At 45.5% G+C, this 18,229-nt stretch carries 10 protein-coding genes and 1 pseudogene; 6 read left to right on the forward strand and 5 right to left on the reverse strand.

Annotation, left to right across the window (positions count from 1 at the left end; all coding sequences use genetic code 11):
* Positions 1–68: 68 nt before the first annotated feature.
* Positions 69–1,055: a trypsin-like serine protease gene (locus tag AACV20_RS00470; protein ID WP_088729428.1), complete on the forward strand. Its 987-nt coding sequence runs from the start codon at positions 69–71 to the stop codon at positions 1,053–1,055.
* Positions 1,056–1,183: 128 nt separating this feature from the next.
* Positions 1,184–2,278 carry a S1 family peptidase gene (locus AACV20_RS00475; protein WP_170907759.1) on the forward strand — a complete coding sequence of 365 codons (1,095 nt, stop codon included), beginning with the start codon at positions 1,184–1,186 and terminating at the stop codon, positions 2,276–2,278.
* Positions 2,279–2,353: 75 nt separating this feature from the next.
* Here AACV20_RS00475 and AACV20_RS00480 read toward each other — a convergent pair.
* The 5 genes and pseudogenes from AACV20_RS00480 to fruB form a co-directional block, all read right to left on the reverse strand.
* A pseudogene (locus AACV20_RS00480) lies at positions 2,354–4,891 on the reverse strand (M16 family metallopeptidase); the annotation flags it as partial.
* Positions 4,892–5,176: 285 nt separating this feature from the next.
* The gene (locus AACV20_RS00485) at positions 5,177–5,860 is read right to left on the reverse strand and encodes a DedA family protein (protein ID WP_026028609.1); all 684 of its coding nucleotides are present in this window, start codon (positions 5,858–5,860) and stop codon (positions 5,177–5,179) included.
* 572 nt (positions 5,861–6,432) lie between these two features.
* Entirely contained in the window at positions 6,433–8,175 is a 1,743-nt protein-coding gene (gene fruA, locus AACV20_RS00490) for a PTS fructose transporter subunit IIBC (protein ID WP_017050018.1), read from the reverse strand.
* 18 nt (positions 8,176–8,193) lie between these two features.
* On the reverse strand, positions 8,194–9,147 hold the full coding sequence (gene pfkB / locus AACV20_RS00495) for a 1-phosphofructokinase (RefSeq protein ID WP_170907760.1): 954 nt from the start codon (positions 9,145–9,147) through the stop codon (positions 8,194–8,196).
* Positions 9,148–9,157: 10 nt separating this feature from the next.
* On the reverse strand, positions 9,158–10,300 hold the full coding sequence (fruB, locus tag AACV20_RS00500; protein ID WP_170907761.1) for a fused PTS fructose transporter subunit IIA/HPr protein: 1,143 nt from the start codon (positions 10,298–10,300) through the stop codon (positions 9,158–9,160).
* Positions 10,301–10,526: 226 nt separating this feature from the next.
* Between fruB and cra the strand changes: the two genes are divergently transcribed.
* The 4 genes from cra to AACV20_RS00520 all read left to right on the forward strand — a co-directional run bounded on the left by cra (position 10,527) and on the right by AACV20_RS00520 (position 18,189).
* Positions 10,527–11,657, forward strand: a complete 1,131-nt coding sequence (gene cra / locus AACV20_RS00505; RefSeq protein WP_170907762.1) for a catabolite repressor/activator — start codon at positions 10,527–10,529, stop codon at positions 11,655–11,657.
* A 142-nt stretch (positions 11,658–11,799) separates the two neighbouring features.
* Positions 11,800–12,942, forward strand: a complete 1,143-nt coding sequence (locus tag AACV20_RS00510) for an exonuclease SbcCD subunit D (RefSeq protein WP_170907763.1) — start codon at positions 11,800–11,802, stop codon at positions 12,940–12,942.
* Positions 12,942–15,983: an AAA family ATPase gene (locus AACV20_RS00515; protein ID WP_170907764.1), complete on the forward strand. Its 3,042-nt coding sequence runs from the start codon at positions 12,942–12,944 to the stop codon at positions 15,981–15,983. The genes AACV20_RS00510 and AACV20_RS00515 overlap by 1 nt, the downstream gene beginning before the upstream one ends.
* Positions 15,984–16,137: 154 nt before the next feature.
* Positions 16,138–18,189 (forward strand): ATP-binding response regulator, encoded by a 2,052-nt coding sequence (locus AACV20_RS00520; protein WP_170907765.1) that lies wholly within the window; start codon positions 16,138–16,140, stop codon positions 18,187–18,189.
* The last annotated feature ends 40 nt before the right edge of the window (positions 18,190–18,229 follow it).

Consider the following 18,229-nt stretch of genomic DNA (forward strand, 5'->3'; position numbering starts at 1 on the left):
AAATGTAATAAAAGCACATTTAAAGATGTTTCATATCGATAACGGATTAAGTACTATCTGGGTTCAAAGTGATAAGGAATGACATGATGAACAAATGGGTAGTACTTTTTTCTTCGCTCGCCTTCTCTGGCAATGTGTTCGCCGTTGATGCTCAGCCTTATATAGTAAACGGTACGGATGCAAGCGTGACGGAGTTTTCTTCTATAGCGAGCTTGTTTTTTGACCAAATTGATTATAACGGTTCGTATGGAAGAGGAAGCTATTGCGGTGCTTCGTTGCTCAATAACCAATACGTATTGACGGCTGCGCACTGTGTTTATGGTAATAGTGCAAATCAGCTTTTCACCTCTGTTGTACCTAAGCTGCAAATTGAAACAAACTTTCCATACAACATATTAGAAAAAGCGCGAGTGGCGGAGATCTATTACCCATCAACTTATAACAACACCACTTTATTGGATGATATTGCGATCCTCAAGCTTGAAACACCTTTGACAATGGTGTCGTCTGCTGACTACTTAACGCGGCCTACCGCAAATTCTGATAGTACTTATCGTTCATCAAGTGAAACCTTTATTGCCGTTGGGCATGGTAATACCTCTTCTAATATTGATACTAAAACGTATCTACAGAAAACTAATTTAACCTATGTGCCTAATGTATATTGCAATTACACTTCCACCACGGACACTAATTTATGTATGGAAGGAGTGATAGGTTCTACGGGGCTTGAAAATGCAACCTGTCAGGGCGATTCTGGGGGGCCGTTATTTTGGCATATTGGCGGTAACTATATCCAAGTTGGTATAACCAGCTTCGGGCCAACTACCAAGTGTGGAGACCCTAATCCGCTAATTGGTTCAACGTCTGTATTTACAGAAATCCTTGACTATTCTACTTGGATTGAGAGTGTTCTGCTTGGTTCTGAACCACCAAAATTTGTCGCAACAGAAACGAAACGCCAAGCTTATTTAAACCCACCTTCTGACAGTGGCGGTTCATTCGGCTGGTGGTCTTTACTGTTGATGTTTATTCCTTTCATTCGTAGACGTTGAACCCTTATTGATTTCGAGCGACCTGTTTAGGTCGCTTTTTTATTGCCTTTTTTGAGCAGGTTCCACTTAGGGCGCTAAACTTGAAAGTGATACACGCGTATCTTTCTAGATGAGTGACGAGGTGATGGATGTACAAATGGATACTGTTCAGTGCGATGCTATCAGCAAATGCTTATGCGGTTGATTTCCAGCCTTACATTGTGAATGGTTCGGATACCAGCAGTGCCACTTACCCTTCTTTTGCTAGCCTTTTATATCAAAGCAGCGCTCAGTATAGTACCAACAGTTTTTGTGGGGCGAGTATTATCAATTCACAGTTTATTTTGACGGCAGCTCATTGTATCTACGGTAAAAAAGATACCATGCTTTACACAGTGGTAGTGCCTCAGTTGGATAATGTGGCCGATTTCCCCTACGGGAATATCCAGATATCGCGCGCGGCGGCTTTTTATTACCCCAGTACTTACATCAATTCGTCTAGCGCACTCTGGCGTGATGACATTGCGATTATCAAGCTCGAAACACCGCTCAATGTGGCGGACTATTCTGCGCTACTCAATACTCAGTTAAATAATGATTACCCTGCTGGCAATAATTACAAAGCGATTGGGCATGGCTACGTGGCGGGTAATGTCCCGAATGCTAATAAGCAGTTGCAAGAAACGACCCTCACTTTTGTTAGTAATGCCGTCTGTAGCGCTTTTTATGGCTCGGCACTGACCTCAAAGCAGATCTGTTTTGATGGTGCGGTAAGCGGTGCATATAAAAACTCCACCTGTTCTGGCGATTCCGGTGGGCCTGTCTATTGGTTTAATGGCTCGCAATACATTCAAATTGGTTTAACCAGCTTTGGGCCTTCACTATGTGGCGATACTAACCAACCGATCACCTCGGTATTTACGGAGCTTTATGATTATCAGAGCTGGATTCAGCGCGTTCTTACAGGGGCAGAGGTGCCTAAATATTATGTTGCCACTCAAAATGGGGTACGTGTTCTGATTGATACTCAAACTGTTACCCCTCAAGAGGAGAGCGGCGGCAGTTTGAGTATCCTAGGGTTGACTCTACTGCTGTTATTTCGCTTTCGGGCGCATAATAATTTTGGTTCGTCTGTTGTGGTGATTAAAAATTTGCTTGGCTCTCAACGTCATCTCTTGTGCGGTGATTCGGTTTGCCGTTTGCTCTATGTTAAACAACGCATTGATGCCGTACCCGTGCAGTGAATAACGTTGAATAAACCAATTCATCTGCTTGGGGTCGTCTTTGAGTGGTTTGAGATCGGCAATCAATTGTTTCGCTGCGGTGAGCGTTTCCTCTTCCGTTATTTCGACAGATAAACCGTCAATCAGCTTATCAATGGCTTGCTCTGCGGTATCGACATCATTGGATGAAATGTCCACGCTAAATAGCCAATCGTTGTGTGGTTCACTATCGGCTGAAACCGAAAAAGCATTGGGAGCGTAATCCAGCCCTAGCTGTTCACGCACCTGACTCACCATGCGGCGGTTTGCCACACGCCACAACATATCATCCATAAAGATAGTAGTAGCCGATTTGTGTTCCGGGTCGTTACTGATCACTCTGGCAAGATAGGCACTGCTTTTTTCATCGTTGATCGCCATGTCGATTCGAGGCTGAAAGTCTGCGCGATAATCAATGCGATAATCGACCTCAGGTGCAGAGCTGAAGGTTAATGACGCTACATAGGTACGCAATAGCGGTTTCAGTTCGGCAGGTTTAATGTCTGCGGTAATAAAGAGTTTAAAGCCTCTATTTTTCTTAAAGAGATCATCATGGGTTTGCATCAGTTGCTCAACACTCACCGTATTGATGTCCGATCCTTCGTATAACCAATGAGTGGTGTCCGGCAGATAGCTATTGCGATTAATGGCGAGCGCCATCTGGCCAATGGGTGAGCGAAGAAAAGTATCACGATTTTGCTTAAACTCTTGTTTTGTTAACTGCAGATGGCTGTCGTCGATGTTGATGGCTGTCATCGCCGTATAAAGGGCCGCAAACGCTTCGGCTAACTCATCTTTAGATGATTCAAGGCTGATACCATGCGACGTAAAGTCGATGTAGGGATTCAATATGATGCCGTGTCTTCTCAGGTGATTATCCAACTGAGAGCCGCTAAAGTTACCAATTCCACCGCGTATGGCACTCGGAATAAGCACTTCAGAAGCTTTACGCAAATCGGGCTCTAAGCTTGCTTTACCACCAAGGCTTGCCAAAGAGGCATACACTTTTTCCCCTGCGTTAGTGTCTCTGCGATACCACACTTCAACACCGTTACTTAGCATCCAAGTGGTGATATCCATCGGCTCTTGAGGTTGAGATTCCGACAAAATAGCACCTATCTGCGTAGGTGTTACAAAAGCTTGATTGACCTCTTGTAGTAGCGGTGGCTGCCCTTTTTGGGCAAACAGGGTTTTGAGTGTTGGCAGTGTCGCGACGACGAATTCTTTGTCTTCACTTTTATCCAGCCCAATATTGATCTGGTAGTTGCTAGACAATAATTTGCGAAGGTGTTTATCGAGCATGGCACTGTTGGTGGTCGAGATAAATTCGGTTAACGTCGACCGTCGGTCTAAATGTGACTGGATCGGTTGATCTAACGTGCGCGCCAGCGTTTTTTCTTCGACTAAATCTATCGCGGTGGCTTTTTGCCAATTGTTATCGAAGTTCGCTAGCATCTCTTGATACTGACGGAAAATCGCCTGAAACTCTTGCTCACTCACACCATGATCACGCAGTGCAGCAAGTGTGGAGAAGAAGAGATTTTGCGATGCTTCTCTTGAGTCCACTGGAAACCCGACCTCTGCAAACGAATAGCGCTGGGTTTCAAACGGGATAGTTTGGGAATAAATCCAAAGTGCCGGAAGGTTGGCGTCACTAAAATTGCTGGATAACCGCTGTTGTATCAGTTGCTGGGCGATATCATCGAGCCACCACTGGGCTTGTTGTTCACGGCTGGCTATTTTTTGCTCGCCACGGTCGATGAATAGGCTAATGTTCGGTGAGTCATTGGCACCAATGTAACCCACAAAATCTGTATTATTGGCCGTAATGCTGTGATTTCTAGTCGGCATTGGCGTGCTGCCTTTTTCCCAGCTCGCGAAATGTTTTTCTATCAATGCCGTGGCTTGCTCTAATGTGATATTGCCAGCGATAACGATTTCGGTGAGTTGTGGCTGATACCAAGTGCGGTAAAAATCGGCAATCCCTTCGGGTGTCGCTTGGTTCACGCTCTCTTTGGTGCCCAAGGGATCATGCTGCGCATATAAAGTATTAGCAATCATGTGCTCATAAACGTTTTGAGCGTAGCTCTTCTCCTCTTTACGTGAAAAACGAAACTCGCCCATGATCACGCGTTTTTCATTTTCAACCGATGTGGGAGTAAGCTCTATACCATCGGCAATATCTCTAAACCAGACCAGAGCTGGCTCTACCGCTTGGTTATCGGGTAAATCCAGTTTGTAAACCGTTTCTTGATAAGCAGTATAAGCATTGATGTCAGGACCAAAACTGACACCTGATTGCTCAAAGGTTTTGATCGCATCATTTCCGGCATAATGAGCGCTGCCATTAAAAGCCATATGCTCAAGAAAATGAGCGTAGCCCTGTTGCTGATTGTTTTCTTGAAATGCCGCTGCGTGAACAATCAAGCGGATGGAAACGGGTTCTTTTTGATTGGGATAAATGTGGTATTTCATGCCATTGGCCAGCTCGGCGCTCGCCCAATAGGGATCTTCTTTGATCGGAGTGAATGCTTGATTTGAAGCACATCCCAACAGAAATAAGCAACTAACGAATAGTAGACGATATATTTTCATAACAACCTCGACATGTATTTGGTGGCAATATACGTCATGAGGTTTGAATTATTTTGGGGAATGTGACTGTCAACTCAGGTTTTGAGAAAGAAGTTTCAATTTTTTCGTAACAATGAATGTTATTAATTACATTGTGTAACGGTAGTGTTAGGTTTTGAATAGTTTACCCACCTTTGTATTGGATATCTCTAACACGTCAGCTAGCACCATAAAACAGAGAGGCTGGCTAATTTCTTCAACAGTGGAAGCATTAGCTTCACACTGCTGAGAGATTAGTTCGGTGATCTACTGGCTTTCTTCACTGATACGAGGGGCTTTTTGCAGTGAACGTTTACGCATTAACCAACCCACCAGTACCGTTGAGATAGCGATCAACAGTGTCATCAGTGGTGCTAATATCAACGCATGATTGGCTATTTTGGCAAGCTTATCGGGCAAAAGAGAAATACCTAAGCCTGAGCCGACCAAAAACAGAATCCACGCCAGCGCGCTCAGTGGTGAGACGAGCAGGAAGCGTGTTGGTGTTACTGCATTACGCAGCCCCATTACCATAGGCAGCAAAGAACGAACTACCGGCAGAAAGCGCCCCATGAACATGGCCAGTAGCCCATACCTTTGGATCAAGTTATCGGTAGTGCGCCACTGTTTTTCTGAGACTTTGTTGAGCCAAGTTGAGACTAATCGCCACTCTTTAAGTTGGTGGCCTTGATAAAAGGCGATCGCACTGCCCAGCCAACCAGCAAAAACCAGCACGCCAATAATGGCATAAAGGTTGAGTACCCCAACGGCCGCAAGGCTACCGCACAGTACAATCACACTATCGCAAGGCAGCGGCGCTGCTGGAATAAATGCACTTTCAACGAAGATAAGTAATCCAATGCAGAGGTAAAGTAACGACAGATCGACCTGTTGTAGCGCAAACAGATCTTGATGCCATAAGGCAGAAAAAATAGACAAAAAAGTATTCATAACAAGCTTCCTCAATCAGTAAATAGTAATAATTGGTCCGATTGAAAAAGGTGTTAAGCGTGGGCGAAGCGTGAATACAGGTTGGAAAATTGCAGTGCTTTACGCACAAAAACGTGAGTTGATTGACCTATATACAGAGAACAAATGACGACAAACGCAGTGGTACTGAGAGTGTAAAAAAGTAGGGTAGTTTCTGCGCTCGTCTCTTCGTCGTCATCTGAGATTAACCGAAGCCCACTGACTCGTGGCGACTCATGCCTTGTGGTTAATATCGCTGCATCACGATCAACAAAAAATGGATGACTGGAAAAATGAACATGCTGGATTGTCGTAGACTCACTCGCCGAAAAGCTTTGTGTAGCATTGAGGTTGAGCGAGGAGAACAGGCTCAATAAGCTAAACAAGAAGGCAAACATCAATGACTGGATCATAACTATCGCGAGGCTACTTAAACTGAGGGTGAGTATGCGGCGTGTCAGCGGTGCGTGTAAAGGAATTTTAGCCCTGGAAAAGCGTGAAAAAGTGAGCAGCACTGCTGCTCACTCATGATGGTTAGATATTAATGATGTAAATTATATTGCTGCCGCGGTTGAGCTCTCGCTCGCTTTTGCGCGGTTTTTAAGGAAGGCGTAACCAAAGCCAGTCACCGCCGTACCAGCCGCAATCGCGATTAGGTACATCAGTACAGGTGTAATCGCATTTGGGATCAGTAGGACAAATAAGCCGCCGTGCGGAGCCATTAATTTCGCGCCAAACAGCATAGACAGTGCACCCGTTAACGCGCCGCCTGCCATACAAGCTGGGATAACGCGCATTGGATCTTTCGCTGCAAATGGAATTGCCCCTTCAGAGATAAAGCATAAACCTAGTACAAATGAGGCTTTACCCGCTTCACGTTCACCGGCTTCGAATTTGTCTCTGGCAAGGAAAGTCGCAAGGCCCATACCTAACGCTGGCACCATACCCGCAGCCATAATGGCGGCCATTGGTGCGTAAGTTTGCGAAGCAAGTAGACCAACACCAAAGGTATACGCTGCTTTATTAATCGGCCCGCCTAAGTCAAAGCACATCATCGCGCCTAAGATTACACCCAGAAGTACGGCGTTGGCTGAGCCCATGTTGTTTAAGAACTCAGTCATTGCAGCCATGATGCTCGATACAGGGCCACCGACGATGTAGATCATCACCAAGCCAGTAAAGAGACTCGCCACAAATGGAATGATGAGGATCGGTTTTAGCGCTTCCATCGATTGAGGTAAGGAGACTTTATCTGCAATGAATTTAGCGGCGTAACCTGCAATGAAACCGGCCACAATACCACCAAGAAAACCGGCTCCGGTAGAGCTTGCCAACATCCCGCCAATCAAACCAGGAGCAAGCCCCGGACGGTCAGCAATCGAGAACGCAATAAAACCCGCCATGACAGGGATCATTAATGCAAAGGCTGAACCGCCACCAATGGTCATCAGCGCTGCCGCCAATGTGCCTTGTTCTTTAAACGCTTCAATACCAAACACAAAAGAGAGTGCGATGATCAAACCACCCGCGACTACGACAGGAAGCATGTGAGATACCCCAGTCATCAGGTGCTTGTACACCCCTTTTTTCTCTTCGGTTTGATTGTTATTAGACGCTGACGATTGCGTATAAATAGACGCTTGGTTAAACGCGTTGGTGATCTCTTGCTCGGTTTTTTTCAGTGCAAGGCCAGTACTGGTTTTGTACAGTTTTTTGCCGTTGAAACGATCGAGTGGCACTTCGATATCGGCCGCAATGATCACCAAATCCGCATCAGCAATCTCTTGTGCCGTGAGTTGGTTTTTCGCGCCCACAGAACCACGTGTTTCTACTTTGATCTGGTGGCCAAGGCGTTTTGCATGGTTTTCTAGCGCTTCTGCCGCCATAAAGGTGTGTGCAACACCCGTTGGACAAGCGGTGATAGCCACGATTTTTTTAGCAGCTTGCGTTACGACTGGCGCAGACACCGTTTTTGCCTCTTGCTCAGTTAGGATAGTCGCTGCACTTATCGCGCTGTTTAAAAAAGTAACGGGATCAGACGTGCAGGCTGAAATGTCACTTTGGTACACTTTTTTGCCGATAAAGCGGGTGGTATCTATTGGTGTATTACGAGCAATAACCACCACATCTGCGTTGTCGATTTCACTGCTAGAGAGCGTATGGCCTTGAATGATGCTGGAATGACATTCAACCACAGCGGTCCAATTGAGCGATTTTGCCGCTTGTTCAAGCAGCCCGGCAGCAATGATGCTGTTTGCAACGCCACTGGGGCATGCGGTAATAATAGCAATCTTCATAGTTACGACCTTCTGTCCTTATGAGTTAGCGCTTAAGCTAACGGGTTGTAATTGGATTTGTTGTTGTAGGGTTTCGAGTTGTTTTCGGTTTGACATACCCACGCCGACTTGCGTAACAGCTAACGCAGAGAGGGCGGTGGCAAAAGTAAGCAGTTCTGTTTTTTCCATCTGCTGCATGTGTCCCCAGCAAAGGCCCGCGACTAAAGTATCGCCTGCGCCAACAGTGCTAACGACCTGCATACGTGGTGGTTTTGCATGCAGCCATTGATGTTGGTTCAACCACATCACGCCATTTGCTCCCATCGACACCACGATATTTTCAATGCCTTTTTCGGCCAGTTGCGCGGCGGCAGCTTGGCATTGTTCAGGAGTGTGTAGTTCACGCCCCACAAATTGAGAAAGCTCTTCATCGTTTGGTTTAATCAACCAAGGCTTTGCGTCAAGACCCGCTTTGAGGGCATCACGACTGCTATCAAACAGCACTTTTTTACCCATGGAGTGCAGTTTTTCGATCCACGAAGCACATAATGCTGGGGAGATGCCCTGTGGCAAGCTACCAGCGATCACAAAATAGTCGTGATCAGCGGCTAATCTATCGAGAGTGCGTTCGAACTGCTCAATGGCAAGCGGCGTCACGTCAACTCCGGGGAAATTGATGTCGCTCACTTCGCCCGATTTCTCGACCAATTTCACGTTAATACGGGTTGCACCATCAACACGAACAAACTCATCAATTGCGGCCATTTGATCAAATAGCTGACAGAACAACTCTTGGTTATCACGGCCAAGAAATCCGGTCACAGTCACCTTTGCACCGAGATCGCTCAGTACTTTCGCAACATTAACCCCTTTACCTGCGGCGTGAAGCGAGCCTTGTTTGACTAGGCTCACTGAGCCAACATTCAGCACATCCAAGCTACCTGTTAAATCAAGCGCTGGGTTGAGCGTGATAGTGACGACTTTATTTGTCATGACTTAATCCTCACCCTTCACCTAGACCAGAAGCAATCGCTTTACCGATCGACTCTAATGCTTGCTCGGCGTCTGGCCCCTCAGCTGAAAACTGAAGCTGGTGACCATGTTTTACGCCCAGCGCAATGACTTTCATCAGGCTTTTCGCATTGGCTGTTTTTCCGTCGCCATCTAAGTTAGACACTTTGATATTGGCTTCAAATTTCTTCGCTTCGGCCACCAACATCGCTCCTGGACGAGCGTGCAGACCATGTGCGTTTTTGATTTTGAATACCGCAACCTTGCTTGCTGCTCTCTCATTTGTTGCCGGAGCTTGCTCATTGTCATTGCTGAAGAAAGCCAATAATTGGGCAGCATTCGCATTGAGCAAGGTTTCTTGTTGTTGCTGAAGCACAAGCTGCGTGAGCTTATCCAGAATGTTTTGGTGAGCATTATTACAAGCGGCAATCGCGATCAAGGCTTTGACGTTGAGTTGATTGTATTCACACGCATTGGCGGTTGACACAAACGAAATGCCCGTGCGTTTGACCGCTTTGTCACTGCTGATTAACCACAATCCCTTGCCTAGGTGGGTTGGCTCTTTCGTGACCAGTTCGGCAACAAATTCATTGTCGGCACAGCCGGTATTGCGTAGCAAACCGCCAGCGACGGCGCTCATTTGTACCATATCACTGGCAGGGAAAAGCAGTTGGATCAACGAAGCATCAAAATCAGGCTCAAATTGCACTTCGCCATTGAGGAGTGCAATGACATCATTGGCACTGGATGCTTGTTTCAGTTTCTCTTCAACGCCATCGGCGGACAACACTTGCGTCAGTTGCTTCAGAATGCCCAAATGTTCATCGGATTTCGCTGCAATACCAATCGCGACATAAACGGTTGCGTCGTTACCCCAGTCAACGCCGTTGGGGAAGTGGTGAACAGCAACACCCGTTTGCTTAACCAGTTGACGTGTATCGGTTGTACCGTGTGGGATCGCGATACCATTACCAAGAAAGGTCGAATTCTGAGCTTCACGGTTAAACATGCCATCGACATAACCTGCTTCGACGAACCCTTTGTTGGTTAGATCAGCTGCGATAGCTCGAATCGCCTCTTGCTTGTTCGTGGGTGATTGGCCCAAAGTAATATTGTTGGAATTGAGTTGCAGCATTTTGGCCTCTTTGCCTTACGGCTTAATTCGTTATCACTTTGAAGTATAGATTTCACCTAAGTGATAGTTTATTAATATGACTTATTCAAGCTGAATCGTTTCAGCTTTTTTCCCAAAAAAATTCAGCAAACCTATTTTTGACGAAAAATGGCGCTGTTCAATTTATTACTCACACTGCTCATTTTTTATAACACTCACATTTGGTGATCTTTACATCGATGAAGTGATGGTCAAATGTAGCCTTAGTTATCATTTTGTAATTTTGCTGAATCCTTTCAGCTTTTATACTGAATCGATTCAGCGTATAATTCAACTTCATCAAGGATCAAAAAATGAGTTCTATGATCCGACGCACAGAACAAGAGTGGTTGATATGACACTAGATGAGATAGCGAAGTTAGCGGGAGTCTCTAAAACCACCGCCAGTTATGTAATCAATGGCAAAGCGCAGAAGTACCGCATTAGTGAAAAAACCCAGCAGAAAGTGATGGCCGTGGTGGATGCTCATAATTACCGTCCCGATCACGCCGCTTCTGCTTTGCGAGCAGGAAATAGCCGTTCTTTTGGGCTCATCATCCCTGATCTTGAGAACACCAGTTACGCGCGTCTTGCTAAATTGTTAGAACAGAACTCTCGCCAAGCGGGTTACCAAATTCTCATCGCCTGTTCGGACGATGACCCGCATACCGAGATGTCGGTGGTGGATGCCTTGGTCTCACGCCGCATCGATGCGCTATTTGTCGCCAGCGCGATTCCTCACGCCAGTGAGTTTTATCTCAAGTTGCAACATTCAGGCACTCCGGTTATTGCGATTGACCGCCCGTTAGATGATGAATTTTTCGCCTGTGTGATCAGTGAAGATTTCAACGCCGCGTTTGAATTGACGCATTCTCTATTAACGCCGGAGATTAAAACCGTTGGTTTGGTCGGTGCATTACCAGAGCTCAATATTTCGCAAGAGCGCCAGTTGGGTTTTGAAGCCGCGTTAAGAGCGAAAACTGTGCACAGTGTTATCGGTTATGGCGCGCACTTTAATCGAGAAGAGGGCAAACGAGTGGTGAATGAATGGATCGCCAACAACAGCATGCCAGATGCGATCGTCGCGACTTCTTACACTCTGCTTGAAGGGATCTTAGATGTATTGTTTGAAAACCCAAGCTTGATGAATCGTGTGAAGTTATCGACATTTGGTGATAATCGTTTACTCGATTTCTTACCTATTAAAATCAACTCTCTGCCGCAGCAGTTTGAACTGATTGCCGACAGCGCACTCGCGTTGGCCCTCAACGCTTCGGCAAAACGTTATCAAGCTGGTATTGAATTGGTGCCTCGTAAACTGAAAGTTCGTATTCATTGATGGTCACTTTTTAGCTTAATTTTTATAAAGTCATCAAGAAAATTCACGTAACCTAAGCTCTGTTTTGCTAGATCTTACGTCGCTTTTCTTGGTTAATCGCGTATTATGAAGCACTTTGATTTTCGCTATCTTTAGGGTTGGAATGAAGCTTCTTCACACCTCTGACTGGCATCTCGGTCGACAATTTCACAACGTTTCTTTATTGGATGATCAGCGCGCAGTACTCAATCAATTGATTGAGTATCTGCAGTGCAATCGGGTGGATGCTTTAATCGTCGCCGGAGATATCTACGATCGTTCAGTTCCACCGACGGCAGCCATTGAATTGATGGATGATATAGTCAACCGCGTGTGCAACGAGCTTTCCATCCCCTTAATTATGATCCCCGGTAACCACGACGGGGCGAAGCGTTTAGGCTTTGCGGCCAAGCAGATGCAACACTCGGGCTTGCACATTATTAGCAATTTTGAACAGATGATGCAGCCTGTGGTACTAAAATCAGCCATTGCTGGTGAAGTGGCATTTTATGGTATGCCTTATAACGACCCTGAAGTCGTTCGCCACTACTTTGGAGAGGCCGTAACCAGTCATGATGAAGCCCATCAATACCTTATTGAGAAGATTATATCGCAGTGGGATCCGTCACAACGTCACGTTATAATTAGTCACTGTTTTGTTGATGGCGCTATCGAATCTGACTCTGAACGACCTCTGTCCATTGGCGGCTCTGATCGTGTCAGTCATCAACACTTTGTACCTTTTGATTATGTTGCACTCGGCCATCTGCACCAACCGCAGAAAAAAGGGGAAGAGTATATCCGTTACTCTGGCTCTCTAATGAAATACAGCTTTTCAGAGCAGCACCACAAGAAAGGAGCGACCTTGGTTGAATTTGATGAACAAGGTTTTGCTAGCGCTACGCATGTGCCACTGACTGCTCCTCATAGCATGCGTATTATTGAAGGTGAGTTGCTGGAGATCATCGAGCAAGGCAAAACAGACCCACACAACCACGATTATCTGTTAGTTCGTCTTACCGACAAACACGCGATACTGGACCCGATGGAAAAACTGCGTCAATCCTACCCCAACGTACTGCATTTAGAAAAACCGGGCATGTTGGTGGGAGTTGATCAAGCCATGGGGCGTGCACGTTTGGCACGTGGTGAGGTGGATATGTTCCGCGATTTTTTCTTAGAAGCTAAGCAAGAAGCGTTAACCGCAGCGCAAGAGCAAGCGGTGATCGACGTCATTCAAGCCCTAAAGCCGGGAGCCCAAGTCTAATGCGTCCAATAAAATTGACTCTGCAAGCATTTGGCCCCTTTGCTCATAAAGAAGTGGTAGATTTTACCGCCTTGGGAGCCTCACCGCTATTTTTGATTAATGGTCCAACCGGAGCGGGCAAAAGTTCACTGCTCGATGCCATTTGCTACGCTTTGTATGGTGAAACGACAGGCAGTGAGCGTACTGGTGATCAAATGCGCTGCGACTACGCGGACCCGCACACGCTCACCGAAATCAGCTACCAGTTTGAGCTTGGCGGGCGAATCTACCAAGTTGAGCGCTCGCCCGACCAAGAAGTGCCGAAAAAACGCGGTGAAGGCTCAACAAAAAAATCCCATGCCGCGAGCTTGTTTGAATGGGTCGATGGCGAAATGAAATTGCTTGCTAACAAACCCAATCCCGTCGGTAAAGCCATGGTGGAATTGATCGGTTTAGATGTAAAACAGTTTCGCCAAGTGATGGTCATCCCCCAAGGGAAATTTCGTGAATTACTGACTGCCAACTCCAAAGAGCGGGAGCAAATCTTTGGTCAGTTGTTTCAAACTCACATTTATAGCCAAATTGAACGAGCGCTGTTTGAGAAAGCGGCGGGGATCCGCAAAGCGAAAGAAGAATTTGATCACCAAATTAAAGGCGCATTGGACGTCGTGAACGCAACTAGCGAGTCACACCTTGAAACGTGCATTGCTGAGCTGTCACCGCAATTGACGGCCGCTCACGCAGCTTACCTAGATGCCCAGCAAAGGTTTGATGCAGCGAGCAGCGAGCAAAAAGCGGCGCAAACCCTTGCTAAACAATTTCAAGAGCAGCGTCAACTCGTGCAACTTAAAGCCGATCACGATGCACAATCGTCAGTCATCGATGCGGTAAAAGCTCAAAGGCATCAAGCCTTGCAAGCTACGCGCTTAGATTCACCCTATTACGAATTACAATCGTCACAACGTCAGTTAGAAGCGGCCAAACAAGCAAAAATCGAAAAAGAACAAGCGCTTACACAGTCACAACAGCAGTGGCAACAGGCCAAAGCGGCTCAAGAAGACGCGGCAGAAAAAGTCAAAATAGTGCCGAATCTGATGCAACAAATTTATGACTTGAACCTAATCAAAACTAAGCTTGTTGAGCGAGAACATCATCAAAAAGCGCTGCAACAAGCCTTACGTGAAGTGGAGCTCGCGACGCAAAATCGCCACAACTTGCACACCGCTGTTGAGCAGTTTGAACAGCAAATTATGCTTAAGCGTCAAGAGTGCGAAAGAGTCAACCAACAGTTGGCTGAGTTAAAAGGACAGCGCTTAGAGCTTGAAACCATCAAACAGCAGATTGATCGCTTATCAAAGCTGCAGCAGCTTGAACAGCGTTTAGCCACAGAGCAAGCTGCACTGAGCTATAGTCAGCAGCAGTTTGATTTGGCACAGCGCGCAACATTGGACGCGAAACAGCAAGCCGATAAATTAGAGCTGATTTGGCACACCAACCAAGCCGCCGAGCTGGCTCGAACCTTGGAGCAAGGCAACGAGTGCCCGGTGTGTGGCAGTTGCGATCATCCTAAATTAGCGCGTTATGCCGGAGAAACGGTGACTAAGGCGCAAGTGCAGCAGGCGAGAGCGATACAGCAAAACAAACTAACCACTGAGCAAGAAGCGCTGAAGCAGCAACAACTGCGAGAGACCCAATACGCACGGCTTGAGCAAGAGATGGCAAGTTTGAGGGAGTCATTATCTGGAAATACGCAAAGTTTAGTGCAACTGCAGCAAGCTCAAAGCGATCTTGAACATTTCATTGCTCATCTTGAATCGCTCAATCCAGAGCAATTAGCTCAACAATTGGCAAACTTAGAACTGCAGTTAGCACAAGCTAAGCAAAATGCTGAAACGCAACAGCATAAAGTCGAACAAGCCACCCTGACGGTTGCCAAAGAGCAGACTGAAGTTTCTGCATTAAGCCAAGGGATCCCGGAGTTGTATCAAGACAGTTTGCATTTGAACGAATCTTTAACCCAGTTAGAGCTGCAATTGGCTAATCTCAACCGTTTAGATGCGGAAACCAAAGCGCGCTTCAATCAAGCGAACGCCGATTTTTCTGGTGCGAAAGCGGCATTAGCGGCGGCGGTCGAACACCAGATACATTGGCAAAATGCGTTTACGCAGTCACAGCAGCAGTGGCACAGTGCGCTGATTGAGAGCCAGTTCGACGATACTGAGCACTATTTACAGGCACGTTTATCTTCGCAGCAGATCGAGCAGCTTGAAAAGCAGATCAAACAATTTGACGAAAGAAGTACGACGTTAAACGCCCAGCTTCAAACATTAGCCAGTGATCTGAGTGAAAAAAGTGAGCCCAATCTTGCTGAGTATGCAAGCGCGGTCGAGGCTGTAGCCATGTTACAGCAAAGCGCATTGGATCAATGGAGCACGTTACGGTCTAAAATGGATGCCTTAACCAGTGTGAAAGAAAAAATCGTTATTTTACATATAAAAAATGAAGCCTTAGAGCAAGAGTATCAAGTATTTGGGACTTTGAGCGATATCGCCAACGGCAAAACAGGCGCCAAAGTGAGTTTGCATCGCTTTGTTCTTGGCGTGCTGTTAGATGATGTGCTGATCCAAGCCTCAATGAGGCTGCAGATCATGAGTAAGGGGCGTTATCTGCTCAAGCGTAAAGAAGATCGCGCCAAAGGTAATGTGGGTTCAGGGCTTGATCTGATGGTCGAAGATGGCTACACCGGAAAATGGCGAGATGTGGCGACCTTGTCTGGTGGTGAATCTTTTATGGCGGCGTTGTCATTGGCGCTGGGTTTATCGGATGTGGTGCAATCATACAGCGGCGGTATTAAACTGGATACACTGTTCATCGATGAAGGTTTTGGCAGTTTAGATCCTGAGTCATTGGACTTGGCGATTCAAACCCTTGTCGACTTACAACAAGGAGGCCGAACGATCGGCATCATTTCTCACGTGAGCGAGCTGAAAGAGCAAATAACCTTACGCATTGATGTCGATGTGGCGAGAAATAACGGCAGCTCAATAAGACTTGTTGCATAATGAATGGGAATGTGGTCTATCTTGTGCTAGTTATTAATAGGTATGGCGTGATGAGTGTAACTGACTTCGACGCTTTCAAAAAAACAGGTTATGCACAATCAGGTTATGCACAATTATGATTATAAAAATGAATGTATCAGTTTGGTAAGGTTACATGGACGTAGTAAAAAAAATATACCAGTACGCTGAGCCGAACCTCACCCTTGTGGGATGGATGGGGTTCATTGGTTTTCCCCTTTATTATTACGTGTGGACTTATCTCTTTCCACAACCTTATGAAAGTATGGAGTTACGGGCGATTTGCGCCATTTTATTTGCGGGGATTATTTTTCGCAATTCAACGCCGAAACATTTACAGCACTACTTACCTTACTATTACTTGTTTTCAATAGGATTTTGTTTGCCATTCTTTTTTGGCTACATGATGCTGATGAACGATTGGTCAACGATCTGGGCTATGTCGTTCATGGCGTCTATTTTCCTCCATATCCTCTTAGTCCACGAAACAAAAGTCATGCTGATTCAAGCCGCCATTGCATTAGCATGTGCTTACTTTGTGACTTATGGCGTAATGGACGCGGAACTGCGAGTGATGGTGGAATGGCCGTACGTACCGATTTTTCTATTTACTTACATTTTTGGCAACCTGTTCTATTTTCGTAACCAAATTGAACATGAAGCGAAGGTGTCGATTGCCAAGTCTTTTGGCGCAGGGATTGCGCATGAAATGAGAAATCCATTAAGTGCGTTAAAAGCGTCAATTGAAGTAATGGGTTCAGTATTGCCCAATCCTACGGCATCCAAATCAGAATCTTATACGCTACCGTCTAAAGATTTAGAGCTGATTGCTGGGCTATTAAGAGATGCTGATGAAGTCATTCGCTCCGGTAATGAGACCATTGATTTGTTGTTAACCTCGATTGATCAAAATAGGGTCTCAACATCGACCTTTAAAAAGCATGCTGTAAAGCCTGTTATAGAAGAGGCACTGCGCAGTTTTTCTTATAAAAGACCAGAAGACAGGCAGGCAGTGACTCTTAAGGTGGTGGATGACTTTGATTTTTTAGGCAGCAGTACACTGTTAAAATACGTGCTCTACAATCTACTCAAGAATGCGTTCTACTATCAAAATAACGATATGTTTAATATCCATATCACCTTGAAATCAAGTGAGAATTGCCACCAAATTACAGTGAAAGATAATGGTGTTGGTATTGAACCTCATTTGCTAGACGATATTTTTAAAGACTTTTATACCTTCGGTAAAAATGGCAGCTATGGTCTGGGGTTACCCTTTTGCCGTAAAGTAATGCATGCTTTTGGAGGGGATATTATCTGCCGTTCTGAACTTGGAGAGTGGACGGAGTTTACCTTAACGTTTCCCGAGTATGATTCGCAAGCCGTTGCTAATATTAAACTTGATCTAATGAAGGCGAAATCTCTGCTTTATATTGGCAAAACGAGCATAGTGAATCGTTATCTCAGTGAGAAATCGTTCTATCTTGGTTTCCAGCTTAATGTCTTAGAGCCTGAGAGTGCTTTGCGTCGAGAAGAGTTTGAATTTGAGTTTGATCTGATCTTTTTGGATCTGCAAACGTTGGATGAAACGCCGGATTACTTAACCAAACTGGAACCTAAACTGCATTTTACACAAGCAAAAGTTTGCTATTTATATGACCAAAATCAGCGTTACGCGTTGACGATGGAGCGTCATTTAACCATTTACCCAATTGAAAAGCACAAATTGTTATTGGATGGATCGGCGATTATTGATGAACTACTCTTTGAAACGGAAGAGCTTATTGCCGATAAAAATGTTATCCCGTTAAAACAATATGATTATGAAAAACGAATTTTGTTGGTCGATGATAACCACTCCTTACGTAGCTTCACCGCTCTGCTGCTAGAAAAGCAAGGGTATGAAGTACTGCAAGCGAGCGATGGGGAATTAGCATTACAAATGTTGGCCAATAATTCAATTGACTTGGTGTTAATGGATATTGAAATGCCGATTATGGATGGTATTTCGGCCACTTTATCTATCCGTTCATCCACCGCTTCTTACAGTAAAGTGCCTATTATTGGGCATACGGGTGACAATAGCCCTTCAACGATAGAAAAAATCCGTACATCAGGAATGAATGATTACGTTTTAAAACCAGCGGATAAAACGCTATTGTTAAAAAAATTAAGTCACTGGATTTAATAACCCTAGGTAAACCCTAGGGTTATTCCTTACCTTATCC

Origin of the sequence: Vibrio sp. B4-6, from assembly GCF_963888245.1 — a bacterium.
GTDB classification, from domain to species: domain Bacteria; phylum Pseudomonadota; class Gammaproteobacteria; order Enterobacterales; family Vibrionaceae; genus Vibrio; species Vibrio anguillarum.